We start from the raw sequence: 25,017 nt of genomic DNA, 5'->3' as shown, positions 1-25,017 counted from the left end.
TCAGCCAAATAAGGCAACTGATTGTCGAGATGCAATTAGTGGTCGCCCTGTAGAACTCCAAAGATAGCTATTTTGGGCAGAATATCCTTCCGCGATGGCCTCACTTTTGAGATAGGCTGCATACCAACCATCAGGGCTTGATACATCATCGCTCATAAAATCCAGCATCCAAGTCATGGTGCTGATCGGGCTGAAGCGGTCATAAAGGCTCAGTGCTGCTGGTGGCGGTGCATCTGCTAAAGCCATCAGGGCAACATCATCGTGTACCCCACCACGGTCCAGCGCTTTCAGCCACCAGCATAGTTCAGCCACCTTACCCCCTGAAACCGGGGCAGGACCATTGGCTAAGCGCATATCAAAATGGCCTGTAAATTCGGGTCTAGGACGATCCTTGGCAAAAGCCCTTTCAATGGTATCGGGTCGGGGGAGCTGCGGCATGGCTATGGTTTGCTGAGCTTGTACACTGTCCCGCTTGGCTCCAAAACAAAACGTCGCATGCACCCCAAACCCTGCACTTGTTCGCAGATCAGTACTGATGAAGACGGCTGATTTGCCCTGTCGTAACAGTTTTGGTTGAATGACAACATCCCCGGAACTGGGGCCTGCAAAGGCTATCAGGGCCGAACGAAGCGGTGGTAAATCGGGTAAAGTGCGGTGGACAGCTTGTAAACTCAAGGCAGCTGTGATCCCCCCATACAGGGTACGGCCCTGCATCCAATCGGGACCAACTTGCACGTGAAACTGGCCATCTTTTTCAACTAAGCGGTCAAGCAAGTCATCAAAGCGGGTTGGGGGTTGATTTGTGTTCATGTCGTCAAAGCCTCACACACTTGAGCCAAACGCTCCTTACCGAAATAGAGTTCGCCTTTGACAAAAAAGCTTGGGATGCCAAAGACACCACGCGTAACTGCCGCTTGGGTATTGGCGGCAAGGGTAGCTTTGATTTCCGGATCAGCCGTAGCCGCCATAAGGGCAGGGCCATCAAGGCCTTTTTGGGTAAGAATTTTTGCAATGACCTCTGTTTCATCCATTTTTAAGCCATCTTCCCAAAAACCCTTAAGGACGGCTTCAAGGTAAGGCTTTCCAACCCCTAAAGTTTGCGCCGCAATGAGGCCGCGAATAGCGTGCATGGAATTGAGTGGGAAATGCGGGTTCATTTTAAATGCACCCAATTGGTGACGAACAATAAAGCGTTGCATTTCCAGCATTTCATAATCCATTTTACCCTTGATGTGGCCATACGCTACCATTGGGGCTTGGTTGTTGGTGGCTTTGAAGATCCCGCCAAGCAGGCAAGGGGTAATGATCAGTTCCACCTTGGTTGCTTCCAAAATGGGGCCCAAAGCATGATAGGCCAGATAGGCATTTGGACTTGCAAAATCGAAGATAAACTCAAGTTGTTTCATGGATCCCTCACCAGGTTTCGCTGCTGGGCCTTAGGTCCAATTCATGAGTCCATGCAGATTTGTTCTGTTTCCAAAGCCAGACCCAATTCTTGGCTGCTTCATCGACTTGAATCAGATCGCCCGCTGCCAATCGGGCCTCATAATCGGGTAACAGCCCTTTGATGAACGTTCCCTCCACCATACCATCTAGGATAATATGGGCGATATGGAGTCCCCTTGGACCCAATTCGCGCGCTTGGCTTTGGGCCAGTGCGCGCAAAGCGTGTTTAGCGCCTGAAAAGGCGGAAAATCCTTCGCGGCCTCTTAAACTGGCGGTTGCACCGGTAAAAATAATAGTCCCTCTACCGCGTGGGAGCATGACGCGCGCAGCCTCTCGCGCGGCGACAAAACCAGCAAAAGCCGCCATCTCCCAGACCTTTTGATAGACGCGTGAACTGGTCTCGGTGATCGAATACTTTACATTGGCTCCAATATTAAATGCCACTACATCCAAATCGCCAATTTCTGCTTCGATTGTGTTGATCAAATCCACCATGGGTGCTTCTTCACGTGCATCGATGCCAAAGGCGTGAGCTTGCCCACCTTGATCCCTTATCGATTGCGCCAAGATCTCCAAACGCTCAAGGTTGCGAGGCCGCCTTGTGATACATACGGTCAGGCCTTGCGCAGCAAAAGCACGCGCAATCGCACCACCCAAGCCGTCGCCAGCACCGATCACGAGGCATAATTTCGAGCGCTCTTTTGTCATGCTTGCCTTTGCCTTAACATATCCATATGAGTGAGTTTATAAACTAAACTCACAAAATAGTAAGGCTTGACTTGCGTCAATGACCTCCGCAACGGAAACCAGACGAGATTGTGCACATGCGATGGAGCGAGCTTAACCAAGCTGATTGTCCGATTGCTCGGGCTTTGAGTATAGTGGGTGACCGCTGGACTTTTTTGATCTTGCGTGATTGTTTCTTTGGTCTGAAACGATTTGAGGCTTTTCAAGCCAATTTGGGGCTTTCGCGTACCATTTTGCGTGACCGTTTGGCGCATCTGGTTCGGGCAGGCCTTTTGGTGCAAAGGCCTTATCAGATTAAGCCAGTTCGTTATGATTATGTATTGAGTGCCAAAGGCCGGGCGCTTAATGGAGTGATGTTGATGTTGGGCCAATGGGGTGCTGCCGCCGTTGAAGGCCAGCCTGAAACCCAAGTGCGCCATCGCCACCAAACGTGTGGTGAAATCTTGGTTCCCTATGTTGCTTGCACGGCCTGTGGCGAAAAAGTAGTGGAGAAAGATGTACGGGCAGAGCGGAGAGCCAAGGTTTTGACCTAGTTTCCCGCCACTGGCTCACCAGTTCGACAAAAGCGCAAGGGACCGTTAGAAGGTCTTAACCTTATATGGAACCAATTATGACGTGGACGCCTTCATCTTGGCGCGGTTTTCCCGCCTGTCATATACCAGATGACTATCCAGATTCTGCTGCATTAGGTGCGGTGGAGTCGCGGTTGGCTAAAAAGCCACCTTTGGTGGTTGCTTCTGAGATTGAGAAGCTCAAAACCGAATTGGCGCGGGTTTGTGTAGGCGAAGCTTTTTTATTGCAAGGCGGGGATTGCGCAGAAAGCTTTGCAGAGTTTGAGGCTGACCGCATCACCCGCTATTTCCGTGCTTTTCTTCAAATGGCAGTCGTTTTGACCTTTGCGGGCGGCAAGCATGTGGTCAAGCTTGGCCGTGTGGCTGGCCAGTTTGCCAAGCCGCGCTCGGAACCCACAGAAGTGAAAGATGGGATTAGCCTGCCCTCCTATCGTGGCGATAATATAAATGGCGCGGCCTTTACCCCACAAAGCCGCATTCCCGATCCTGAACGCCTGATTGAGGCCTATCATCAAAGCACCGCCAGCTTGAACCTGTTACGCGCCTTGGCCACAGGGGGTTATGCCAATCTAGAAAATGTTAACCGCTGGAACTTAGCCTTTGCCAGAAAGCAAGGTAAAGCTTCGGTTGAATATGTGAAATTATGCCATCGTATCGAAGAGAGCTTGGAATTCATGAATGGGCTGGGCTTAAACGGCTCTGTAGGTATTGGTACTGATGCGGTGGATTTTTTCACCAGCCATGAAGCTTTGCTATTGGGTTATGAAGAGGCGATGACGCGCCAAGACCAATTATTTGGCTCGGGCGCCTATTACGACACGTCTGCTCATATGGTGTGGATTGGCGACCGGACACGCCAGCTCGATCATGCCCATGTTGAGTTTTGCAGAGGTATTGCTAATCCAATTGGCGTTAAGTGCGGGCCAAGCCTTGATCCTGAAGAGCTGTTGGCACTTCTTGAGCTATTAAACCCGAAAAATGAAGCAGGACGGATTGTGCTGATTGCCCGCTATGGTGCCGATAAAATCGCTGCGGGCCTACCCAAATTAGTGCGCAAGGTCATAGAGGCCGGCCGCAGTGTGGTGTGGAGCTCTGACCCGATGCACGGCAATACGCTTAAAACCGCTTCAGGCTATAAAACTAGGCCGTTTGAGCGCGTGGTCAGCGAGGTCAGTGATTTTATGGATATTGTACGGGCGGAGGGTGGCTATCCTGGTGGCGTCCATCTGGAAATGACGGGTGATGATGTCACCGAATGCACCGGCGGTGCAACACCGGTAACAGAGGAAGCATTGGCCAGCCGCTATCGCACCCATTGCGATCCACGCCTTAATGCGGATCAAGCTATTGAAATGGCCTTTATCATCGCCCATAGCCTACGCGTAGGCCGTCAACAAAGGCGGATGGCGGCGGCCGGACTTTAAGGCTTGTTGATCACAAGACCCACATTGATCGAGTCCTTTTCCCTTAAGTGACGCGCTATATAGGGATGGTGAAACTTGCGCAATAACACTATTTGGTTCATACTGGCTTTGCTGAACAGATTCACAACCTATGATCCAAGTCGCTATAGCACCCAATGCACAAAGTGAGGCTCGTTGACGTCATGAAGTGTAAAACATCATGAATAGAGCTTTTGCTCATCTTCATAACGTCGCTGGGTTATACCAAAGCTACAAAGCTATATAGCTAAAAAGTTAGGTTTAGATAGGTAAGGATTCATGCGATCTAAATTGGTATCTTCACCTCGTTCGGATTTGGTATCCATAGGCATATCGCCATGGGTCAAGCCTATACTTTTTGGGTTAGCTATTGGGCTGCAAACTTTTGCAGGGGCTGCCAATGCGCAAAGCCAGCATGTCAATAATGGGACAGATCCCACTCAAATGGTGAGTAAATTCATCTCAACCTATGAGCATCTCGATCTCAAGGGCGGTCTTGGCAATGATACTTTGAAGTTTGAGTATACTCTTTCACTGCCCAACAATGTTGCCCTAGGCGTTAAACTGCCCGTGACCCGACTAACTGGGTCTGGGGCGGGTGAGCATTTTGACATTGGCGATGCCTCTTTGACCGTTGCAAAAGTGTTTGGTTTATCCAAACAAGGTGGTAATGTCCTAGTCGGAGAAATGATTTTTGATACTGCAAAGCGCCCGGAGTTGGGAGCCGGACACACCAGCATCAAAGCAACTTATGTTCGTGCCATTTTTTTACCCACTGGCAACATCTTAGCACCTTCGATTGTCCACCAAATCAGTATAGCTGGACGTAAGTCCCGCCCTGATGTCAATAAATCGACCTTCGATCTTTATTTTGTACCTAAATTGAATGATTCCAACAATTTGGTCACTTTTGATCCATCTTTAGTTTCTGATTGGGAAGCCGATAAGCAATATGGTGCACTCGCTATAACTTTTGGACGCATCATTGGTAAAGTCCATGGTGGAAACGCGATTGTATCCGTCAAGCCCACGGTCTTTTTTGGCGGCGATCGTCCTGGGGATTGGGGATTGGAAGTAGGATGGAAGTTGATTGGCTTTTAATGTCATTCTCACAGATTGGCAAAGTTGGCCCTAGATCCCGCCATAGCTTTTGCAAGTTTTAGATGGTGATTGGTGCTTAAATAGGATTGATGTGATTGAACCTATGGCCATAGTCAATTGACGTGACCCCTGTTTCTCATCCGGCCAAAGTGGCCCAACGATGGGTAGCAGTGCACTTCAAGGCCGGACTCTACATTCAACTGGTTGAGATTTCGGGAGTCACGTCACTGTGAGAAAAAGATCAGACCCCATAATCATTCTTTTTCCTTAATGTTGATGCTCACTAGTGTTCATGGTTTCTTCACTGCCATTTTTGGGATTGGTCACAACTGGTAAATTAAATCGCACGATTTGCTTGGGCTCAAACGTCAGCTCAACTGGGACCTGATCGCCCACTTTGAGCGGCGCGCGCAGTCCAAATACCATCAGATGTAAGCCGCCTGGGGCCAAAACCACGGTGGAGCGAGCTGGGATCACCACTTCTTTGACTTGACGCATCTGCGCCATACCGTCTGGGCCTTTTAGGTGGGCGTGCAGCTCCACCCGTTGTGCATTTGGGCTAGTAGCGGCCACCAATTTTTGCGGTTTGTCGCTCGTATTGGTCAAGGTCAGATAGCCTGCGGTAACATCGCGCCCATTGGGAGGAAGGCGTAGGCGTGGCTCACTGATGTCCACACCGCTGACCTTTGCGACGGGGGCTAGTGGGGCAGGAGGTGTAGCGGCTTGCCCGCATCCAGCAAAAAGGGTGAGGCCGACCAATAAAGGGGCAGCCAAAAAGGCAGGAAGGGATCGGCGAGAACAAAGGCGCATGTGTGTCTCCAAAGCTTGGTCGGGTTTTAAGGGAAAGTTTTAGATTGAACAGGGCGGTTAGGCACCAATCCTAAAAAGCGCGAAACGCTGGGTATTCGGGCCAGAACCAAACGCTCCAGCACGGCGATCAGCACGATCGAGGCGCCAAGAACCGGCAAAAATAAGCCAAAAACAAAAATAAGGAGGCCAAGGCCAGCTCCAATCTTGCTATCTGGAATGGGTGGGGGAGCACCCAATCCGCCCTCTGGTGCCCGCCTGCGCCAAAGTATGAAGGCTGAGGCACTCAAGGTTATAAGGCCCAATGCCGTTAAAAGGCCCATCGCTTGATTAAGGGGGCCAAAGAGCTGGCCTTCATGCGCTGCGATCCCAATCCCGACAGCCTGATCCAACACGGCCTTATCGGCGAAGGCTTGGCGGCCCACCAATGCACCGTCTTGCGCGTGATAGGTCAGACTAACTTGGCTGATCCGATCCGGGGCTGTTGAGCGCGCTGTCCAATTGGGGTTTTTGGCGGTGGGTGGGGCGATCTCGACAGGGGGCATCAGGCGCTCAGCACGGGCCTCTGCGGCGATGTCATCGATAGTGGCAAGGTAGTAAGGGGCAAAATGGCCGCCATGCTCAAACGCGGCCATGCTGGCTTGGCGTTCGCCACTGCGGCTATTGGTCCAGTCTTTGGATTTGGCTTCCGTTTTGCTCCAAGCGCGTACCTGATCAAAGCCGCCACCCCAGACATTGGTCCAAGGCAGGCCTGTTAGGAGGATGAAGAGCGCAAAAAACGACACCCATAGGCCCGTCACCGCGTGCATATCGCGCCAGAATACCTGCGGTCCTGCGCGTAGACGTGGCACAAGCACGCCCATGACGCCTTTGGCCGTGCGCGGCCACCACAGATAAAGCCCCGTCACCACCATCACAATGGCCCAAGAGGCGGCAAGCTCCACCACCAAAGAACCCTTATCCCCCATCAATAATTCGCCATGAATGTTGCGGATGATGGCCATGAAGCGATCTTCCTTTGGCACGGCTTTGAGGACAGCTAGGCTGGATGGGTGCACATACACAAGCGTATCGACGCCCTTATGTGTCACCAACACTTGGGCTGCATCGCGTGGGCCGTCAGGTAGACGATAGGATTTAAGGCGCGATCCCTCAATCTGCGCCAGTGCGACATTGACTTGCTGGCTAACAGGCGCACTAGCCCCCTCGAACGTCAACTGCGTATAGGGGCGATCCAAAGCCGCCTCGATCTGGGGCTTAAATAAATAAAGGCTGCCCGTGATGGACAAAAGGATGATGAACGGAATGCAAAACAAGCCCGCATAAAAATGCCAGCGCCAAAGCATACGATACAGGCGGGCAAATTTCTCAGAGTTAGTACTTTTTGAACCGGCTTGTTGCCCGATTGGGATTGGTTGAGATGTGGACATCTTCATCTCCTACAGCTTCAGCTTGACGTCGAACACAAAGGTCCGTTGCGGCATGGGGTGAAAAACATAGGCTTGGTCTTGGTTGATATTGTCGATCCCGGCATTAAGCTGGATGGAATCATTCAAGTCCCAAGATAAGCGGGTGTCGATGAACAGATATTCGGTTTGGAAGCCGTACACGCTGCCTTCGCGGCCAAACAGATCCGAAGTTGGCCGTGTGGCTTGGCGCCACCCCAATGACGCCTTGAGTTTGGAAGTGATGGCATAGCGGATATTGCCGCTTGAACGCCAATCGGGCACGCGTGGGAAACGCTGGCCTTGTGTTTCTGGATTGGCCCGATTGCGCACCGTTTCGGCCCGCATGCGGCTGACGCTGACATTTACATCTAAGCCTTTGACACCAAAATCCTTGGCCTCGGCAATGACTTCAATGCCTGCTTGGCTGACAAGGTCGATATTCTTAAAGTTGGAAATCACCGTGCCGAATTGATTGAGGCCGCTGAAGGAGAAAATGGCGTCCTCAATATCTTGATAAAATGCGCTGGCCGTCAGCTTAGCGCCGCCAAAACGACGGCTCGCCATCAAGCTCAGATCAAGCGAATGCTCTGGTTTCAGATTGGGATCAAAGCTTTGCGGGTCGATTTGGCGGGTGATATCGTCCAAGCGGCCTTGGAACAATTCGCCAACGGTTGGAAAGCGGGTGGCTGTTCCAACCGAAAGCTGCACCAGCGTGCCTTCAACAATTTCGGCTTGGATGGAGGCTTTGGGGCTAAAGGCTTCATCGGTCCGCTCCAGATAGCGGGCCTCCAAGCGAGCAGTACCCGATTGGCGGGCGATCAAGCCATCAAAGGCCCGCCAATGATCATATCGACCACCCACCGTCAGCATCACCGTTTCATTCAGGTCGATGGCGTCTTCAAACCAAATCCCAAGTGAGGAGGTTTTGCCAGCCGTGGCAGAATTAAAGCTCCGTCCAGACGCCTCATTCCACTCTATGGTGTTAAAGGTCGTTTGAGCGGCCTCATATTGATTGGCGTTGAAGCCAAAGCCAATGGAATGATTTCCAATTCGTTGATCGAGGCTGAGATCAGCGGCGTACCAGCCTGGATTATCCTGAACCTGATAGGTGCCAGGCCCATTGGATTTGCCCGTTAGCCAGTCTCTAGATGTTTTGGTGTTCCAGATCGGTATCCAAAACCGCGACACATTGGCTTTCACTGCCCAACCTGACACGTCGCCAGCCAGCTTTAAGCCAGCTAGATATTCATTTCGTTCAAATTTTGAGGCCGTAAGCCCCGTCGCATTCCAAATCTGATTGGCAAATCGGACCCGGCCTTGACCCACCTCCTGACCAGAAGTGTCTTTAAGGAAGGTTCGTGGACTGGTTAGGTCTTGTTCGGTTGTCCAGCCAAAAATCAAGCCATCAATCGTCCAACCCGGTGCAAGGTCATAGCCGACGCGTAACCGATACTGGCCTTGTACCTCATCAACGGGCGAGGCGGCTCCAAAAACCGGTGTTGAAAGCCCTGGATCCGCATAAGCACCCGTCACGGACGTCGCCGCACTTGAACCCGTGGCAGGGGTCAAAAGCTGATAGGTCATGGATTGACCGACATTGTCAAAATAGCGAAAGCCTGCGCGCACGCGCAATTTACCGTCTTGGAGAACCCGCGTTGCACCCCCTTCGAGGCTATAGCCGGTGAAGGTTTCATCAAACCCATATTCTTTAAAGGGCATGACCATGGTTTGGGCCGTCAAATAGGCCCCATTTTTCTTGGGCTCTTGCGTGGTAACCGAGACAATTCCACCCATGGAATTGCCACCGTAACGGCCCGAATAAGGGCCGTAGACAATATCAAACTGGCGCACATCGGCAGGACCAACCACGTTCCATTTTGGGGAGAATGAAAAGGAATTGCCTAAGAAGTTCGAGACCAAAAACCCGTCCACTAAGACAATTGTTCTCGCACTTTGAACGGTATTGGCGCCGCGCAGGGCGACCACGGCATTGTCGTCACCGGCGAAACGCTTACGCACAAAGAAGTTTGGCGCGTATTTCATTAAGTCTTCGACATTGATGGCGTTAATGGCTTCAAAATCGTCTTTGCCCAATGAAACCGACAAGCCACGGGGCACGACGGTGATGGGGGTGTCGCGTTGACCCACGACAATGACGGTTTCGGTCGGCTTGTCGGTGACGTTTTCGGTGGCTTCGTCGGCAGCAGCTAAAGTTGGGGCTAAAAGGCAAAAGCCAAGACAGGTAAAGTTCAACAGATGTCTGCGCAAAGTTTGCGTGTTTGGTACTTTGTACATGAAAGGGGTCCAGGTTTGAAGTCAAAATCATCGTGACCTGACCAGCGGGTCAGGGTCACAGTGCTTGGGCGTCAAACGTGGCGGGGTGGACCAGTCTTTGGTGGGGGTGGTGCGGCTAGTCCAAGGCCTGGAGCGCTATCGATACGGCGCGCGGGGCCCGTTAAGGCATAAGCGGGAAAGCGGATCGTTAAAAGATCATGGCTTGGGGCGGTGAGGGGGACCGACTGGCCCGCAAATTGACACCCGCTGGCATCATGATCCTTGTCGCCATCAGGGCCTGAAGTGCCCTCAGCCTCTGTCGCTGACTGATGGATCGCCCCGGCATTATCCATAAAGGCCGTGACGTCACCTGTGGCGGTACACAACACAATCGGGATTAGGCCGGTTGGCGAGGCTGGAGTGCCAACCATAAAGCCTAATGGGATCGCGACCTTGATCGCAATCGCCATCACCGCCAACAGGGTTTGTAAGCGGCGCAGCCAATTTAAAGAAGTTGTCGGGCGGACCATATAAGCGCGCTAACCAAAACGCCCGCTTAAGTCCAGCTTGGTCGGCAGGCTTGTGGTGACCATAATCGCCAAAGAACGTTGAAAAGCGGTCCTTCATTGGCCCGCTGTGACATTTTGCCCCAATTTAGGTGCGCGCGTTGACTTGCTTCCAACGCGCCGTGGCGGCCGCAGCGTCAATATAGGCTTCTTGCAACTCGACCGACCAATAACGTAAATCTTCCAAAGCAATGTGTTTACCTGTCACACCGCAGCGCACAAAACGTCCGGGTCGAAATATGGAGAGTTCAGGTGTGCCGTAATGAATTTCAGCAGCACCTTCACCATAAGCTTTGAGTTGATCGAGCATATCTGTCATTTAGGGCAATTGTGGTACAAGCGCCAGTCCATATTCAGTAACATGCGATCGCGTGCTTGTTTTGGCTTGAAGATCAAAAAAAAGCCGCATCAACTTGGATGCGGCCTTGAGGCATCCTCTAGGGGGGGGGAGACACCCACATAGCACCGAATGGATCATTCAAGGCGCACCATGCAAGATGTGTACAGCCGAGGTCCGCTGCCACAATTAAGTAGGATGACTTATCTCGCACTTTAAGGGGGCGAACTGGCTATAAAGGTTTGCAAAAATGCATAGCTAATAAAATTCTATCACTTAAGATTTCCCCAATTAACCGTCTGCTCTAATAAATATTGGCGAAATGCAGCAATGCGTTTGGAGCGCCGAAGATCGGCGGGGTAAATGAAAAACACATCGATATTGGGACCGGTGGAGTCGGGAAAAATTCGCATCAAGGTCGGATCGGATTGCGCCAAATAATCGGGTAGACCGGCAATGCCAAGGCCAGCAACCACAGCTTTGACTAAAGCAGAAACATTGTTGATCGATAAAGCCGCTTCGCGCGGACGGTGGTCCTCACGGCCTAAAGTTAGGGCAAAATCAAGGACTTTCATTGGGTCTGCCGCGCGAGCACCATAGGCAATCACTCGATGATGGGCTAAATCATCTGGCGTTTTAGGCATGCCATGCTTGGCCACATAGTCGCGTGACGCATAAAGGGATGTGGTGATAGATAAGATTTTGCGTTGGATCAAATCAGCATGGGTGGCTTCCCACAAACGGATGGCGCATTCTGCCTCCAATGTCGTGAGGTCCAATTCGCGATCATCCAGTAAAAGACGAAGTGAAACATCAGGATAAGCATCCATAAAACCGCCCAAACGTGGAGCGAGCCATGTGGCACCAATGCCGATAGGGGCCGTCACGATCAATTCCCCTTGCGGGCGGTCGCGCGCGTCTTTCAAATTTGATTCAGCTACAGCCGCAATGGTTGCCATTTGCCCAGTGGATTGCTGGAGTACTTTACCAGGACCAGTAAGGATAAGTCCACGGGCGTGACGGTGAAATAATGGGACACCAAGCCCGTCTTCCAAAGCTGCAATCTGGCGGCTGACGGCTGACTGGGAAAGGCCGACTTTTTCAGCAGCAGCGGTCAAACTGCCCGTATCGGCCGCTGCATGAAAGGTTTTTAACTTATCCCAATCCATTCCAATAAACCATTAAAGCATTAATCCATTTAACCATCAGATGGAATTCCACGTTTAGCCTGACTTAATTTCAAGGCTCCGTCCAGTCATGGCTGTGAAATACCCTTAGCATCTATGGCATAACGGCTTCGAGGAGTTTGAGAATATGGATCAAGTATCAAGAGTTTGGAGTATATTTAGCTCGTACCCGCGTCAATCCAAAACACCCAAATGTAAAGCAAATTCCAAAGATCAATAAGGTCGCACTGGCCCCCAATTTCTGACCAAGCCAAGCACCAATTACACAAAGGAGTGTCAAACCCCAATAGACGAAAGCGACCTGCCCATGTGAATAGCCAAATTGGATGGCGCGTTGATACACATGATCACGGTGTGCTTGGAATAGATCGGCTTTTTGCCCGATCCGCCATAATATTGTTAAAATCACATCGCTGAGCATGGGCAAAAAGCATAATGCAACAGCGAATGGGTTTACACCGTCCACACATGCCCAAGCACCAAGCCCCCCAACCATGAGGCCAATGAATAAAGCGCCGCTATCCCCAGCAAAAATTCGCCCATCTCGGACGTTCCAGTATAAAAAACCAATACAGGCTGCACTACATACGGCACATAGGAAGGCCGAAGTCAGTTCGGAATCATCAAGAGGTGTCTCAATCAATCTAAGACCCATAAGCCCCAATAGTCCAATAAAAGCTGAACCGATGGCCAGTCCATTTGCCCCGTCCATGAAATTGACTACATTGACCATCACCAAAAGCCAGATCAAAGTTCCAAATCCCCCTAAAATTGGCCCAAGTTCAAGATCTAAACCGGTCAATAAGGGTAAGTATTCAATGCGCAGACCAAACAAAACAAAGCTTAAAGTCAAAGCAACCATCAAAACTAATTTCAGTTTTGGACCGGCATTGGTTATATCGTCCCAAAGGCCTAATCCACCCCCTGATAAGCCAAGCGCCAAGCACATCAGAAGTGGGGGACTAATTGCAGAAGGGGTAGCAATCCATAAAGTCATAAGACCAAGCACTGTCCCTGCCATGATACCAACCCCGCCAGCAGTAGGGGTAGGAGTTAGATGCAGCTTGCGTTTGCTATCTGGTACATCCTTGATCGACCAAACAATCATCAGCCACGACACCAAACACGATGACACCATGCTGATAATGCTAGCTATAACCCAAATCATCCCAACCCTTTAGCAAAGATGGACTAGGTTTTAAAAGCTGGCGTGCACATAAAACACAGGGGCTTATGGTGTTATACCCTCGGTTGAGAATGCAATAGGGAGCCAAGCCATTGTGCTGTGAGTGTTTATGGTGAGGTTCCGCCATCACCCCATTGTTATGCCTCCTCAATGTTGAGATGGATCGGATAACCATGATTGATTGCTTTCCTTTAAGTTAACTGCATCTTAACAACTTTATTGGCCAGGTAAGGTGTCACAGTCGCATTGATCTGGGCTTATCACTGGGCATAACTTGAAGTGTTCGACCTCAAGCGATTGAGACCATATTCAAGACCCATGTCAGACCATCGTATTGAAGATGCTTAAGCATACATGTGACTTGAAGAAAGAAAGGGAAAAGTTTATCTCCACATACCTCGCATGTGTGCCGTGGTAGCTCAGTTGGTTAGAGCGCCAGATTGTGGCTCTGGAGGTCAGCGGTTCGATTCCACTTCACGGTACCATGCGGGCGTCGGGGCTTTGGAAACGCATCTATTGATTTGACCGGTTTGGCATTAAAGGGCAATGATCATCCCATGTCGCAGCTTCGCTGATGGCTTATTGTTCCTCCAGGCATGTTTTGATTATTGGTGCAGGTCCTGTCGGGCTATGTACAGGCTTGGAATTACGCCGGCTCGGTTTCAAAGTTACTATAATTGATGCGGGGATACGCGGGGCTGGATGGGCATCTGGTGGTATGCTGGCCCCTTTATATGAGTTTGTGGCTGAGCCTGATATGCCACCAATCTTGGTCAACTTCGCGTTAAAGTCTGCCCTGCTTTGGCAGACCTTAGCCTCTGATTTGAATGTTGCGCTGCAAACCGGCATGATCATTGTTGCGCGGGATAGGCGGGAACAAGCCCATCTCGATTGGCTGAGTACCCAAGCGCAAGCCCTGAATTATCCCATGCAGGCAATTGCCGTACCTGACTTTCTGCTTGGCTGCGGTGCATATTCGGCTAAAGATGAGGCAAGTCTTGACCCTCGCACAGTGCTTAGGCTCTTAAAACTCGCTTTTTTAGAACGTGGTGGAATATGTGTGAAAGGTATGGCTGCGGCGATTAGCACGCAAGGTGTGACCTTGACAGATGGCACTTTTGTGGGTGGTGATCTTATCATTGTTGCCAATGGGTATGCAGGCAGCTGCTTTGGTTTCTCAATTTCTGAGTTGAACTCGTTACGTCCGGTCAAAGGACAAATGGCGCGGGTAGGGAAGCAAGCGGACTTTAAGGGCGCGATCCGTGCTGGACGCCTCTATTTATTGGCGCGCGAAGACACAATCGTCATCGGGGCCACTTCGGACCAGAATGCCTGTGTAACCGATGAAATTGATCTTGAGCCATTGGCGGACTTACTTCAAGAAGCAACACATTTGCTTCCAAATTTAAGTCAATGCCCAGTGATTGAAGCCTGGTCTGGGATTAGGCCCGATACCCCTGATCATAGGCCCTTGGTGGGGCCAACAAGGTGCGATGGCGTTTACCTTGCTAGTGGGACCTATCGCAATGGTTGGCTCTTGGCCCCTGCAATAGCCCAATTGTTGGGGGCACAGCTGGTCGAACACGATATAGATTTTGCGCTTCAATCACTTTTGGCACCCTCTCGATTTCTTTTTGATAGGTAAAACAAGCCCAGTGATGTGCTCTTAGCTTCGCTAGGCTATTTGGAATCAAAAAACAGGCTAAAGAGACTTGGCATCGACTAAACCGACGCGCAAAAGGAATCCGACACCATGACCGGCTTTGTACAAAGTGATGAGCACCGTGCCATAGAAGAAGCTGTGGCCCGAATCTGTTCCAAATATGACGATGCGTTTTGGTTGCATACCGATGAATCCGGACAGTTTCCTGAAGCCTTTGTATCGGATATGGCCAACGGCGGCTGGCTCGGTTGTGCTTTCCCTGAAACCTATGGCGGGGCTGGATTAGGTTTGGTTGAAGCCGCACTTGTGATGAAAACTGTTGCCCAATCGGGTGCTGGTTTTTCGGGCGCTTCCGCGATCCATTTAAACATTTTTGGTCCTAAACCCATTGAGAAATTTGGCACATTGGCTCAAAAGCAGGCCTATCTTCCCAAGCTCATTACAGGTGAGCATAAAATGTGCTTTGCCGTGACTGAGCCTAATGCTGGCTTAGAGACCGCCGCCATCACAACGCGCGCTACCCGCACCTCAAACGGCTATACCATCACCGGTCGCAAGATCTGGACAACTTGCGCCCAACGGGCAGATAAAATCCTGCTGCTGGCGCGAACCACCCCACGTGAAGAAACCACACGGCCAACAGATGGGCTTAGTCTGTTTTATTGTGACTTTGATCGAAGTGCGATCGATGCCAAACCTATTCCAAAAATGGGCCGTAAAGCTGTTGAATGTAATATGCTATTTATTGAAGACCTAGAAGTACCCCATGAAGCTTTAATTGGGGAAGAAGGTAAGGGCTTTAAATATATACTCTCAGGCCTTAATCCAGAGCGAGTCTTATTTGGCGTTGAAGCCATCGGCCTTGGTCGTGCCGCTTTAACCCGCGCGACCCAATATGCAAAGGAGCGGGTGGTGTTTGGCCGCCCCATCGGGATGAACCAGGGCCTTGCTCATCCTTTGGCTAAAGCCTGGTGTGAGCTTGAGGCCGCCGAACTCATGGCCATGAAAGCGGCCACTTTGTTTGATGCGGAGTTGGAATGTGGTGCTGAAGCTAATGCTGCAAAATATTTGGGTGCTGAAGCTGGATACCACGCTTGCGAAACGTCCCTGTTGGTTCATGGTGGTATGGGCTATGCGAAAGAATATCATGTTGAGCGGATGTTTCGCGAATCCATGATTGCCCGAATAGCACCAGTTTCGCGCGAAATGATTCTCAACTTTGTGGCGGAGCGTGTATTGGGATTACCAAAATCTTACTAAATTCAAACATCATCATTATGTCAACGAAAAATTAACCTTAAATTGACCATTGATTTGAGTTCATTCGGTCCACGAATATGTGACTGTGGCTGTAGGAGGCAGGCAAGTGACACCCCAATCCATTGGCGGATCGCCCGTGCGTCAAGCGATTGCCCAGGCTTCGCGCGACACAGGGATGGATTTTCAATTTTTGCTGGCAACCGCAGTACGTGAAAGTGCCTTAAACCCCAAGGCAGAGGCTAAAACATCAAGTGCAACAGGTTTGTTTCAATTCTTGGATTCCACATGGCTGGCAACACTCAAGCGGCACGGTGCCAAACATGGCTTAGGAGCCGAAGCCTCCCAGATTGATATTAGCCAAGATGGTCGCCCTAGTGTCAATGATCGCGCCCTTAAGCGTGCGTTGTTGGATTTGCGCTATGATCCGAAGATATCTGCCTTGATGGCTGCAGAGTTTGCCGGAGATAATGCCGATTATCTGCGGGCTCGTACGGGGCAGGAGCCTGAAGCGGGGGATCTTTATGCGGCCCATTTTCTTGGCGCTGGAGGTGCTGCTGAGCTGGTTAATGCGGTGCGCGATCGGCCATGGGCCAGCGCTGCGGACTTGTTTCCCAGTGCCGCTGCCGCCAATCGAACCGTTTTTTATAAATCCAATGGCCAAGAACGCACTGTCTCAGAAGTGTTAGAAAATCTGCGCGCAACGCCCAGTCGGCAAGCCCCAGCCGTGGGTCGTCATGAGTTAGGGTATGAAGCTGCAAACCTATTTGGTCCAAACCAACCCTTACCAGGGGGACTTGATCATGAATTGTTCATTCGCTTGATGACATCCATTCTAAGCAATGATATGTTTGATACCCAACCCAATGAATATTTAAGTCTTTTGAAACAAGTCAACAACCAAAAGGCCGGCGAGACCAATCCCCTTAGCGCGAGTATGCTTGCCCAGCTTTATGCGGCCAGTGACCGGCATGCTGAAGATGCTGGCCTTAAATCCGTGCAAGGGATTATGGGATTACGTTCGATGGCTCAAATCCTATCTCCAGATCCCTCAGGCCATGATGAACCAGGCCCGTCACCACTAGGATTTGGTTTGGATACACAAGCTTAAAGGGGTTGGGTTACGGTTTTTTTAGTAAATAGACTTGCAATTTCGGCGTCACTTAAACCTACTTCTTCTAAAATCTTTTGGGTATCGCAACCAGGATCTGGTACTTTTTCCATCTAATCCAGCCGCGTGGCGATGTCGGCAAATTCGGATTTGACAAATAGCTCATCCAAAAGCGATACCAAAAGCGGCCCATGTTCCCGACGGGCTTTGGTAGTTGCAATTCTTCGATCTTGTTCCAGATGCTCCAGGCTCAATGCCCGAAACAATCCATGCCAGTCTTTGGTGCCCTGCCTCGGCACGATCGTCAACCAGCGCCCATCGCGGCATTGATAGAAATTGGCCAATGGATTGATCGGTTCATGGCGGGGTCGGGTGGATCCTATGCGCCCAAAACGCATTTGGATCTATAAATCAGAACCCAATGTATAAGTCGCTGAGCGCAACAATGAGGTGTTTATTTGGCGTCCTTTGCCAGTGGTTTGGCGTGCATATAGGGCTGCCAACAGGCCAGCCACCGTAGAAATAGAGCAAATATGGTCGCCAACTCCAGTGCGAAAATGGAAAGGGTCTATCTTTTGGTGTAGTCAAATGGGCCCAACTTGAAAGTGCCCAAAAGGCTGCGATATCAAATCCCGCTCGGTCGACATCAGGACCTTCAAGCCCATAGCCCGTTACATTGGCATAAATCAGGCGTGGATTGAGGCCGGCAAGTGGAGCAAAAGCAAGGCCGGCTTTAGTCAGACTGGCCGGGTGTACATTGGTGATGAAGTTGTCGGCCTGAGTAGCGAGTTTTCGAACGATCCCACGGCCATCTTCTTGCGTGATGTCGATAATGATTGAAAGTTTACCACGGTTGTCCAAATCAAAAACTGGATTATCGGAAATGTCTGATCCAATGGTCTCAAAAAACTGCCGGATTGGGTCACCCCCTGGTGGCTCGATCTTAATGACGTCTGCGGCCCAATCCGCCATCACCCCCCAGCACTTGGTGCCGCGATATAGGTTGCATATTCGATCATTTAGAGACCTTTGAGTAGCATGCCTGTGTCTCCCCGCAATGATGAACAGAATATTGAGGCACTTCAACCCAAGCAGCCATCTGTGTAAAGGTGCCATTAACTGTGAGCCTTCAGATTAGAGATATTACGAATCAAGGCAAATATGATGCTGGGAGTATGTATTGATGAGCGTCAGCACGCTAAGAATTCATTTGAGTGAAGACGATATTCGCGCTTTGCTCAAAGGGGAAACCGATGAAGATCGCGCTTTAGGGTGCTATCGATTATGCCGCCGCATTGAAAAAGTGGTTTTGACACCGCAAGAGCGTATCTTTGCTGAACAGATTTTACATATTGTGGTCGCAGGCGCGGCTGAACGGGTACGACGTGCTTTGGCTGTAACACTCAAGGCATCGCCTATGTTACCTTCTTCAATCGCTAATCGATTAGCCCGCGACCTTGATTCGATAGCGATCCCGGTTCTTGAATCATCGCCTTCCTTAACGGATGAGGATTTGGCCGAGATTTTAGAATCCGCTGAACCGGCACGTCAATTTGCGATCGCACGCCGCGCCCATTTATCCCCTGTTGTGACCACCGCACTATGCCGTTTTGGGATCAATGGTGCGATCATTGAGGCACTGCGGAATACGCAAGCAAGCTTTAACGAAAGTGGGTTGATTTGCGCGATTGAACGTTTTCCAGATATGGTCTCTTTGTTGGAGGCTGTGGTTGAACGTCCGGTCTTGCCTATATTGGTAGCCGAAAAGCTAGCTGCTCTCCTAACCGGAGAGCTTTTTGACCGGTTGGTAGAGCATCACGCGGTGCCACCACAATTGGCGATCGATTTGGCTAATGACACACGTGAACGCAGCGGCGTTGATTTGATTGCCCAAGCAGGATTGCAATCCAATTTACCCCGCTATGTCCAGCAATTACATCTCAATGGTCGTTTGACACCTAGTTTTGTTTTACGGGCTCTATGTCAGGGTGAAGTCCGTTTGGTTGAATATGCTTTTGCAGAATTGGCCGCAGTGCCACATAATAAGGCTTGGCTTTTAGTGCATGATGGCGGGACCATCGGACTTCGTGCTCTTTTTGAGCGCGCCCATTTCCCTGCAAGTCTTTATCCGGCATTCAGGGCAGCGATTGATGTTCTCCATGATAGCGAGTTTACAGGCAGCACGAACGATCAGTCCCGCTTTAAAAAGCTGATGATTGAGAGGGTGTTAACGCGTTTTCAATCCATACCTGCTGAAGACTTAACCTATCTACTTGAAAAGCTCGACTATGTTCCAGACCATAGTCTCCAACCGCGAAGGGCAGTGGGTTAGGCTTGGTTTCATTATGATTAAAGCGTTTAATCCTTATACCGCCCGCTCTGCTATTCGTCTAAGAAGGACTAGATCTTTTTGGTTGTTCGGGTGGGACTTCGGGTGGTACTTGGATTGATGAGTTTGTTGTAAATCATGACTTATCACATCCCTAAGCCAATGGGCATTGATTTTGCCTGACCAATTTGGAGGTATAAAGGGCGTCGTTTTATGTGTTGTGTTGGTTTTTTGATCCATTAAGCGCTTGGTTGCTTTATCAAAAGCTAGAGTTTGGCTGGCATAGCTAGGTTGATAACGCGTAAAGCCAAATTGGCGATATAATGATTTTTTCTGCCTTGATACCATGCCCGTAGCAACCATTGGTAAGCCAACTGCTTCTGCGGCTTGCATTCGGCGGGTGAAAGCTCGGGCAGCTGGACTATCTGGCGTGTGTGCGAACCCTAAAGCCGTGAGACCTTCATATTTCAGGTGGCTAAACAAGGCCCGTATCCGCTTATCAAATGCCATGATGGGTGCCCCCTGAGCGGCAAGTGCAATCTTAAACCCAAGGCCAGACAACACTTCAAGTGAACCCAACGCAACTTCCCCAGCTGCTACTAAGTCCTGCTCGTCCATTTCAAGGACCAACCAATCCGGCTCGGCCTGCGCTTGCAAGACAGAGGCTATTAATGTGTAGGAAAATTGAGGGTTTAAAACATCGCAGGCCCGTAGTTTGATCCATACATCAATGTTAAATCCCGAAGTCCGCCAAGCACAGGCAGCGCGCGCACCGTGGGTCGCCTCTGCGAGGGTGATGACACGCGCTAATGCAGCTTGCGTTTGCCCCGCATGACCACAGGGTGGATGAAGCCAGTCCGCCAAAACAAGACCCCAGTGGCCGATGGCCTCAAATGCAACAATGGCCTTTGACCCAAATTCTATTTGCGGCTGAAAACCGATATCAATCGTGGAGAAACCCTTGTTGTTATGCTTGGCATTAACCTCGGCAAACGCCGGTTCTATCGACCCAAAAGGGGTGACATTCAAATCCATGTCTTCAATCCTGCTTTGACGTGCATCATCTATTTCAGCAAGATGGGTAACATCGCAAACTTAAAGCCTTGTCAGCTCGATGCAGGAGATTTGAGAGTTTGTATTAACCGAATTGAAAAACCAATTCGAATTGGACATATATTGTCAGATGGGGCAAAGATTTACGCACTTGAGGCGTAAAGATCAACTTGGGACTGAAGCTCAACTAGAAGCGCTTTCCCAATTGGGTGATTGCTATCATGAATGCCTTGTTTGACGGCAGCAACAATGGCACTGACATGGGCATCAAGTATTTTCTTTGGCGCTTTAGCCCGCGCTTCGGGGCTGTCGATCAATTTACATAAGGATGCTGCAAACTGCGAAACAATCGGGAATCCATAGGTAGTCCCAAGCCCCTTGAGATCATGCGAACGGCGGTAAAAATCTTCTAGTTCTTCTTCTCCAGCCCCGTCTGCATTCACCAATTTATGGGCGGCCTCAAGCTTGACCAATTCCTCATCCAGCCAGCCTGCAAATTGATGTGACATCGAGGCGATAGCCGCTTCTGCCCGTGCTATAGCAGCAGCATCAAAACTTCCAATCCGATTGCCGAGTTTGGCCTTTAATCGATTAGGTGGCGAAATATATTCAACCTGTTCATCTTGCTGTGGCATCACCTACTCCAACTAAACCTATGGTAATTGACAGATTTTAATATTCCATGAAGGCTGGTCACTCGGGACGTGGTGTGATCATCCACCTAGGTATTGACACAAATACCTAGACTAAAAGGCTAAAAATTTTGTTTTTTAAATATCTAAATTCATGCATAGTGTGAATATCAGATTTTCATTCTCTGCTCTATCCTTTGATTATTGTGCAAATTGTTCAGCCAAGATGCGCTCATCTAACGAACGATCAGGATCAAACAGCATGACCATACTGCGGGTGCGGTCTTCTTTGATGCGTACCTGTGAAACATTGCGAACCTCTTGACTATCGGCAGAAACGGCTACGGGGCGAAGATCTGGGTCAAGAACTTCAAACATCACTTCTGATTCATGGCGTAATAATGCCCCGCGCCAACGACGGGGCCTAAACACACTGATTGGTGTCAAGGCTAATAATCCACATCCAAGCGGCAAAATCGGGCCATGGGCAGACAAATTATAGGCCGTGCTTCCTGCTGGTGTAGCCACCATAACGCCATCACAAATGATTTCACGCAGCCGCTCTGCTTCGTCAACAAAAATGCGTAAGCGCGCGGTTTGGTGGGTTTGACGCAACAGCGACACTTCATTGATTGCGACTTGTTGGTGGATTTGACCGTTGATTTGGTGAGATGTCATCAATAATGGGTGAATGACAGAAGCTTTTGCAGCCGCAATGCGATCTGGTAGATCAGCTTCTTTATACTCATTCATCAAAAATCCAACCGTACCTTGATTGAGGCCAAAGACGGGGATTCCGTCTTCCATATGGCGACGTAAAGTCTCCAGCATCAGGCCATCACCACCCAAAGCCACAATCACATCGGCATCGCTTTCGTCAATAATACCATATCGACGGCGCAAAAACTTCATCGCTTGATGGGCTTCTGGCTTTGAGCTCGCAACAAATGCAATGCGTTCAGGATGTCTAGGCGCAGACTTCATCGACCCGCTCCAACCAAATTGCGCTGCTTTACGCGAAACCAGCTGTTTAAACTCAGTTTTACTCGTTTGCCATATCTTTAGCAAACGCGATGCGGGCGGCAGCAGGCGAGCAGCGCATCCAAACCAAAGCGACCGTTCGATCATCATTGATCGACCAAGGTATGGATCGTGTGTCCAAGGTTTCATAAATCGTGCGCACAATTGAAGAATTAAACTGAGCCGCACGCGTTGCCAGGGCAAGACTTTCTATATCAGCACCTGATAATTTAGCGCCGACCCCTTTTAATGGGAGGTCTAAGATCGATGCGATTCCACGCACGAAATGTTCGCGCTCTCCACGCATCAGTGCGGCAACCAACACACCTGGCGTTGGTTTCACATTGAGTTTCTGCGAAGCAGTTCGCACTGCGTCTACTGCCTGTTTCGGTAGGGGTTTCTGAAATAGACGTTGGGAGGCTTCTTTCGCGGCATCAGCCGTTGCCTCACCAATAACTTCTTGCAACAATTTGCTGATTTTAGGATTGACCCGCGCAAGGATAGTGGCACGGGCCTTCGCCCCCGCTATCGCAAAAGCCGCAGCTACTAAGCTGGGTGGTAAATCGTGACGCGCGACAAAAGCATCCAAGGTCTCAGGCAAATCCACGAGTGCTTCCATGGTGCGGTGAAAATCAACCAGTGAAAGACGCGCTGTCATGTTTTTAGTCAAAGCCGACATGATCATCTTATCGCCAGTATCAATAAGACATTGACAGACGCGCTCCCCAATACAGGCTCGCTCAGCCACGCACATGCGATGATCAAATCCACAAGCCCGCACCACTTCGATTAGAATATCATCATTTAGCAATGCACAAAAAGAAATCACAGGCTGTGCAATCTCAAACGCGTCGAGTGCTAACTCACGCAGCAAATCAACTGGTGCCCAATCTGCCATCGCAAGGGCAGCCGAAAGCTTAAGGCGTACTTCTTGACGGGCGAAACCATAGAGTTTCACCAATATATCCGAAAAAAGCGTTCGCTCCATAAGGGTTGCCGTGTTTCCTTCATCCAAAAATTGTTCCGCTGTTGCTGCAACCAAAGCCTCGCGCGCTTCGCGTGAATCGTTTTCAGCAAGTGCAACAAGGGGATGATGGGAAACTAACTGGTTCATTTCTCGCAAAATAAATTTGATTTGGTTTACAGAAAGTAAAATAAAAGTCACTGTTTTGATACGGTTTTCTAAATCAACTTGACCTTAGTCTTGGAAAGAGAGAGACTTGCTTACACTTGGTTTCAGATGGAGATGAAGATGAATATCCAGACTAATCCCCTTTCTGACAAAGCGTCTCAAGCTCATGGCTCTGCACTTCCTAATGGGGCTGCACCTAGATTGTCTGGCTTGATGGCAAGCGTCACATCTATTTATGGTGAGCGGGTTGACGATGTGGAGTGGCGTGCACGGGTTGATTGTGCAGCCCTTTATCGCTTGATTGCGCTCTATGGTTGGGACGATATGATTTTTACCCATATCAGCTTGCGGATACCGGGACCAAGCCACCATTTCCTCATCAATCCTTATGGTTTCTTGTTTGATGAGATTACAGCTTCCTCTTTGGTTAAGGTCGATTTGGATGGAAATATCGTTGATCCAACTCCTTATTTCATCAATCCAGCGGGCTTCACCATTCATTCGGCCATCCACGCATCGCGCGAGGATGCGCAATGCGTGATCCATTGTCATAGTGATGCTGGGGTTGGCGTCAGTGCACAACAGGGCGGTTTATTGCCAATTTCGCAGACCGCAATGGCATGTACCGATGATCTTGCCTACCATGATTATGAAGGGGTGGCCTTGGATTTAGATGAGAGGGAGCGATTAGTAAAAGACTTAGGAAAACACCATTTTATGCTCTTACGTAATCACGGTACGTTAACTTTGGGTGAGTCTGCGGCCAGTGCATTCATGCGCATGTATTATCTTGAGCGGGCCTGCAAGATGCAGGTTCTCGCACAATCTGGAGGTGGGCTACTAACCTGTGATAAGCATATGGAGCAAAGGGTGGGTGAACAAGTAAAACCCGCCTTCACACAAGCTCTGGGTGGTTTGTTGGCGTGGCCCGGTTTACTTCGTAAGGTTGTCCGTCAATCTCCTGGTTTCAATACATAAGTCTGCATTGGACACATATGCTGTTGTTCAGCAGTTTGGCTCTAGCAGCTGGCGGCCAAGCTCATGGGGGTGCTTGGGTTGGTAAACGTGGTGACGGCGCAGTGATCATCAACGCTGTTAGTCTAAACAAGGATCAAACACCGAGGGGTTATTCGCTGGAACTTTATGGCGAAGTCGGCTTAGGGCATGAGTTGGCGTTGGTTGGAGCTCCTTCTATCAGCCAGGGTGTTCAAGCCGTTTCTTCTCAATGGTCGGTTGATGAGGTTTTAGTGGGCCTTCGCCGAAATTTTTATCGGGGGCATAGCTTCGCTTTATCCTATCAGATTAGTACCTTTACGATTCCTACTTCCGTGGGGTCAAAAACCAGCGAGATCGGCATTGAGACACGTTTCGCTCTAGGCAAGAATTTAGGACATTGGGGTTGGCTGAATGGTGAAGTTGCTGGGAGAACATGCGGCATTTCACGAGGAATACGCTATGACGCTACCGGTGGTGTTAAGTTACCTAAAGGCGATATGCTGATTGTAAAAATCTTTGGCGATGGCAATGGTTGTGCTTTGCCCTTGACCCGCTCGCAAATGAGCTATGTTTCCCCTCTTTTTGGGGCAACCAGGCTAGAAATTGGCTGGCGTACATCGTTAGGTGAAGAAAAAATAAACACCGATCAGGGACTTATCTTGGGGCTTTGGCGTGTGTTTTAGCCTCGGATTCAAAATCAAGTTGGTAAAC

Annotated in this window: 23 protein-coding genes, 1 tRNA gene and 1 pseudogene; 10 read left to right on the top strand and 15 right to left on the bottom strand. The window is 50.0% G+C overall.

The window, feature by feature from the left end; translation table 11 throughout:
• The 3 genes from PsB1_RS01080 to PsB1_RS01070 are packed head-to-tail and all read right to left on the bottom strand — an operon-like array spanning position 1 to position 2,154.
• The gene (locus PsB1_RS01080; protein WP_284358524.1) at positions 1 to 810 is read right to left on the bottom strand and encodes an acyl-CoA thioesterase; all 810 of its coding nucleotides are present in this window, start codon (positions 808 to 810) and stop codon (positions 1 to 3) included.
• A complete protein-coding gene (locus PsB1_RS01075) occupies positions 807 to 1,406 on the bottom strand; it encodes a 2-hydroxychromene-2-carboxylate isomerase (RefSeq protein ID WP_284358523.1) in 600 nt (199 codons plus the stop codon). The genes PsB1_RS01080 and PsB1_RS01075 overlap by 4 nt, the downstream gene beginning before the upstream one ends.
• 7 nt (positions 1,407 to 1,413) lie before the next feature.
• The gene (locus tag PsB1_RS01070) at positions 1,414 to 2,154 is read right to left on the bottom strand and encodes an SDR family NAD(P)-dependent oxidoreductase (RefSeq protein ID WP_284358522.1); all 741 of its coding nucleotides are present in this window, start codon (positions 2,152 to 2,154) and stop codon (positions 1,414 to 1,416) included.
• A 116-nt stretch (positions 2,155 to 2,270) separates the two neighbouring features.
• Between PsB1_RS01070 and PsB1_RS01065 the strand changes: the two genes are divergently transcribed.
• The 3 genes from PsB1_RS01065 (at position 2,271) to PsB1_RS01055 (ending at position 5,308) form a co-directional block, all read left to right on the top strand.
• Entirely contained in the window at positions 2,271 to 2,726 is a 456-nt protein-coding gene (locus PsB1_RS01065) for a winged helix-turn-helix transcriptional regulator (protein ID WP_284358521.1), read from the top strand.
• A gap of 77 nt (positions 2,727 to 2,803) precedes the next feature.
• Positions 2,804 to 4,189: a class II 3-deoxy-7-phosphoheptulonate synthase gene (locus tag PsB1_RS01060; RefSeq protein WP_284358520.1), complete on the top strand. Its 1,386-nt coding sequence runs from the start codon at positions 2,804 to 2,806 to the stop codon at positions 4,187 to 4,189.
• Positions 4,190 to 4,486: 297 nt separating this feature from the next.
• Positions 4,487 to 5,308 carry a hypothetical protein gene (locus PsB1_RS01055; RefSeq protein ID WP_284358519.1) on the top strand — a complete coding sequence of 274 codons (822 nt, stop codon included), beginning with the start codon at positions 4,487 to 4,489 and terminating at the stop codon, positions 5,306 to 5,308.
• A 267-nt stretch (positions 5,309 to 5,575) separates the two neighbouring features.
• Here the strand turns inward: PsB1_RS01055 and PsB1_RS01050 are convergent, their stop codons facing one another.
• The 7 genes from PsB1_RS01050 to PsB1_RS01020 form a co-directional block, all read right to left on the bottom strand.
• Positions 5,576 to 6,118, bottom strand: coding sequence for a copper chaperone PCu(A)C (locus tag PsB1_RS01050; RefSeq protein ID WP_284358518.1), 543 nt, complete (start codon positions 6,116 to 6,118; stop codon positions 5,576 to 5,578).
• Between the two features lie 26 nt (positions 6,119 to 6,144).
• Positions 6,145 to 7,545 carry a PepSY-associated TM helix domain-containing protein gene (locus PsB1_RS01045; protein WP_284358517.1) on the bottom strand — a complete coding sequence of 467 codons (1,401 nt, stop codon included), beginning with the start codon at positions 7,543 to 7,545 and terminating at the stop codon, positions 6,145 to 6,147.
• Between the two features lie 9 nt (positions 7,546 to 7,554).
• Positions 7,555 to 9,858, bottom strand: a complete 2,304-nt coding sequence (locus tag PsB1_RS01040; protein ID WP_284358516.1) for a TonB-dependent receptor — start codon at positions 9,856 to 9,858, stop codon at positions 7,555 to 7,557.
• Positions 9,859 to 9,929: 71 nt separating this feature from the next.
• Positions 9,930 to 10,367 carry a hypothetical protein gene (locus PsB1_RS01035; protein WP_284358515.1) on the bottom strand — a complete coding sequence of 146 codons (438 nt, stop codon included), beginning with the start codon at positions 10,365 to 10,367 and terminating at the stop codon, positions 9,930 to 9,932.
• A 124-nt stretch (positions 10,368 to 10,491) separates the two neighbouring features.
• Positions 10,492 to 10,722: a DUF2093 domain-containing protein gene (locus PsB1_RS01030; RefSeq protein ID WP_284358514.1), complete on the bottom strand. Its 231-nt coding sequence runs from the start codon at positions 10,720 to 10,722 to the stop codon at positions 10,492 to 10,494.
• A gap of 290 nt (positions 10,723 to 11,012) precedes the next feature.
• Positions 11,013 to 11,909 (bottom strand): LysR family transcriptional regulator, encoded by an 897-nt coding sequence (locus PsB1_RS01025; protein ID WP_284358513.1) that lies wholly within the window; start codon positions 11,907 to 11,909, stop codon positions 11,013 to 11,015.
• 157 nt (positions 11,910 to 12,066) lie between these two features.
• A complete protein-coding gene (locus tag PsB1_RS01020; RefSeq protein ID WP_284358512.1) occupies positions 12,067 to 13,035 on the bottom strand; it encodes a glycosyltransferase family 4 protein in 969 nt (322 codons plus the stop codon).
• A gap of 486 nt (positions 13,036 to 13,521) precedes the next feature.
• Between PsB1_RS01020 and PsB1_RS01015 the strand changes: the two genes are divergently transcribed.
• The 4 genes from PsB1_RS01015 (at position 13,522) to PsB1_RS01000 (ending at position 17,144) form a co-directional block, all read left to right on the top strand.
• A tRNA-His gene (locus tag PsB1_RS01015) sits at positions 13,522 to 13,598 on the top strand.
• Between the two features lie 89 nt (positions 13,599 to 13,687).
• Positions 13,688 to 14,758 (top strand): NAD(P)/FAD-dependent oxidoreductase, encoded by a 1,071-nt coding sequence (locus tag PsB1_RS01010; RefSeq protein WP_284358511.1) that lies wholly within the window; start codon positions 13,688 to 13,690, stop codon positions 14,756 to 14,758.
• Positions 14,759 to 14,866: 108 nt separating this feature from the next.
• Positions 14,867 to 16,036: an acyl-CoA dehydrogenase family protein gene (locus tag PsB1_RS01005; protein WP_284358510.1), complete on the top strand. Its 1,170-nt coding sequence runs from the start codon at positions 14,867 to 14,869 to the stop codon at positions 16,034 to 16,036.
• A 106-nt stretch (positions 16,037 to 16,142) separates the two neighbouring features.
• On the top strand, positions 16,143 to 17,144 hold the full coding sequence (locus PsB1_RS01000) for a transglycosylase SLT domain-containing protein (protein ID WP_284358509.1): 1,002 nt from the start codon (positions 16,143 to 16,145) through the stop codon (positions 17,142 to 17,144).
• Positions 17,145 to 17,257: 113 nt separating this feature from the next.
• Here PsB1_RS01000 and PsB1_RS00995 read toward each other — a convergent pair.
• Positions 17,258 to 18,116, bottom strand: a pseudogene (locus PsB1_RS00995) (CoA transferase).
• Positions 18,117 to 18,327: 211 nt separating this feature from the next.
• Between PsB1_RS00995 and spbR the strand changes: the two are divergent.
• Complete coding sequence (gene spbR, locus PsB1_RS00990; protein WP_284358508.1) at positions 18,328 to 19,476, top strand: SpbR family protein; 1,149 nt, start codon at positions 18,328 to 18,330, stop codon at positions 19,474 to 19,476.
• Positions 19,477 to 19,509: 33 nt separating this feature from the next.
• On the opposite strand, the gene PsB1_RS00985 is transcribed toward spbR, so the two are convergent.
• The 4 genes from PsB1_RS00985 to PsB1_RS00970 form a co-directional block, all read right to left on the bottom strand.
• Complete coding sequence (locus PsB1_RS00985) at positions 19,510 to 20,508, bottom strand: EAL domain-containing protein (protein WP_284358507.1); 999 nt, start codon at positions 20,506 to 20,508, stop codon at positions 19,510 to 19,512.
• Positions 20,509 to 20,669: 161 nt separating this feature from the next.
• A complete protein-coding gene (locus PsB1_RS00980; RefSeq protein WP_284358505.1) occupies positions 20,670 to 21,161 on the bottom strand; it encodes an Hpt domain-containing protein in 492 nt (163 codons plus the stop codon).
• A 198-nt stretch (positions 21,162 to 21,359) separates the two neighbouring features.
• Positions 21,360 to 22,142 carry an NAD kinase gene (locus tag PsB1_RS00975; RefSeq protein WP_284358504.1) on the bottom strand — a complete coding sequence of 261 codons (783 nt, stop codon included), beginning with the start codon at positions 22,140 to 22,142 and terminating at the stop codon, positions 21,360 to 21,362.
• 58 nt (positions 22,143 to 22,200) lie between these two features.
• Entirely contained in the window at positions 22,201 to 23,292 is a 1,092-nt protein-coding gene (locus PsB1_RS00970; protein ID WP_284358503.1) for a DUF2336 domain-containing protein, read from the bottom strand.
• A gap of 231 nt (positions 23,293 to 23,523) precedes the next feature.
• Between PsB1_RS00970 and PsB1_RS00965 the strand changes: the two genes are divergently transcribed.
• On the top strand, positions 23,524 to 24,288 hold the full coding sequence (locus PsB1_RS00965; protein WP_284358648.1) for a class II aldolase/adducin family protein: 765 nt from the start codon (positions 23,524 to 23,526) through the stop codon (positions 24,286 to 24,288).
• Between the two features lie 17 nt (positions 24,289 to 24,305).
• The gene (locus PsB1_RS00960) at positions 24,306 to 24,989 is read left to right on the top strand and encodes a hypothetical protein (RefSeq protein ID WP_284358502.1); all 684 of its coding nucleotides are present in this window, start codon (positions 24,306 to 24,308) and stop codon (positions 24,987 to 24,989) included.
• Positions 24,990 to 25,017: the final 28 nt, after the last annotated feature.

Source organism: Candidatus Phycosocius spiralis (assembly GCF_030158815.1).
Taxonomy (GTDB): domain Bacteria; phylum Pseudomonadota; class Alphaproteobacteria; order Caulobacterales; family Aquidulcibacteraceae; genus Aquidulcibacter; species Aquidulcibacter spiralis.
This window is presented reverse-complemented; position numbering and strand designations above follow the sequence as displayed.

What these genes read in the sequence shown, in the direction of transcription:
- PsB1_RS01080 (WP_284358524.1), bottom strand. Translation starts at nt 810, where the DNA reads ATGAACACAAATCAACCCCCAACCCGCTTTGATGACTTGCTTGACCGC.
- PsB1_RS01075 (WP_284358523.1), bottom strand. Translation starts at nt 1,406, where the DNA reads ATGAAACAACTTGAGTTTATCTTCGATTTTGCAAGTCCAAATGCCTAT.
- PsB1_RS01070 (WP_284358522.1), bottom strand. Translation starts at nt 2,154, where the DNA reads ATGACAAAAGAGCGCTCGAAATTATGCCTCGTGATCGGTGCTGGCGAC.
- PsB1_RS01065 (WP_284358521.1), top strand. Translation starts at nt 2,271, where the DNA reads ATGCGATGGAGCGAGCTTAACCAAGCTGATTGTCCGATTGCTCGGGCT.
- PsB1_RS01060 (WP_284358520.1), top strand. Translation starts at nt 2,804, where the DNA reads ATGACGTGGACGCCTTCATCTTGGCGCGGTTTTCCCGCCTGTCATATA.
- PsB1_RS01055 (WP_284358519.1), top strand. Translation starts at nt 4,487, where the DNA reads ATGCGATCTAAATTGGTATCTTCACCTCGTTCGGATTTGGTATCCATA.
- PsB1_RS01050 (WP_284358518.1), bottom strand. Translation starts at nt 6,118, where the DNA reads ATGCGCCTTTGTTCTCGCCGATCCCTTCCTGCCTTTTTGGCTGCCCCT.
- PsB1_RS01045 (WP_284358517.1), bottom strand. Translation starts at nt 7,545, where the DNA reads ATGTCCACATCTCAACCAATCCCAATCGGGCAACAAGCCGGTTCAAAA.
- PsB1_RS01040 (WP_284358516.1), bottom strand. Translation starts at nt 9,858, where the DNA reads ATGTACAAAGTACCAAACACGCAAACTTTGCGCAGACATCTGTTGAAC.
- PsB1_RS01035 (WP_284358515.1), bottom strand. Translation starts at nt 10,367, where the DNA reads ATGGTCCGCCCGACAACTTCTTTAAATTGGCTGCGCCGCTTACAAACC.
- PsB1_RS01030 (WP_284358514.1), bottom strand. Translation starts at nt 10,722, where the DNA reads ATGACAGATATGCTCGATCAACTCAAAGCTTATGGTGAAGGTGCTGCT.
- PsB1_RS01025 (WP_284358513.1), bottom strand. Translation starts at nt 11,909, where the DNA reads ATGGATTGGGATAAGTTAAAAACCTTTCATGCAGCGGCCGATACGGGC.
- PsB1_RS01020 (WP_284358512.1), bottom strand. Translation starts at nt 13,035, where the DNA reads ATGATTGTTTGGTCGATCAAGGATGTACCAGATAGCAAACGCAAGCTG.
- PsB1_RS01010 (WP_284358511.1), top strand. Translation starts at nt 13,688, where the DNA reads ATGGCTTATTGTTCCTCCAGGCATGTTTTGATTATTGGTGCAGGTCCT.
- PsB1_RS01005 (WP_284358510.1), top strand. Translation starts at nt 14,867, where the DNA reads ATGACCGGCTTTGTACAAAGTGATGAGCACCGTGCCATAGAAGAAGCT.
- spbR (WP_284358508.1), top strand. Translation starts at nt 18,328, where the DNA reads ATGAGCGTCAGCACGCTAAGAATTCATTTGAGTGAAGACGATATTCGC.
- PsB1_RS00985 (WP_284358507.1), bottom strand. Translation starts at nt 20,508, where the DNA reads ATGGATTTGAATGTCACCCCTTTTGGGTCGATAGAACCGGCGTTTGCC.
- PsB1_RS00980 (WP_284358505.1), bottom strand. Translation starts at nt 21,161, where the DNA reads ATGCCACAGCAAGATGAACAGGTTGAATATATTTCGCCACCTAATCGA.
- PsB1_RS00975 (WP_284358504.1), bottom strand. Translation starts at nt 22,142, where the DNA reads ATGAAGTCTGCGCCTAGACATCCTGAACGCATTGCATTTGTTGCGAGC.
- PsB1_RS00970 (WP_284358503.1), bottom strand. Translation starts at nt 23,292, where the DNA reads ATGAACCAGTTAGTTTCCCATCATCCCCTTGTTGCACTTGCTGAAAAC.
- PsB1_RS00965 (WP_284358648.1), top strand. Translation starts at nt 23,524, where the DNA reads ATGGCAAGCGTCACATCTATTTATGGTGAGCGGGTTGACGATGTGGAG.
- PsB1_RS00960 (WP_284358502.1), top strand. Translation starts at nt 24,306, where the DNA reads ATGCTGTTGTTCAGCAGTTTGGCTCTAGCAGCTGGCGGCCAAGCTCAT.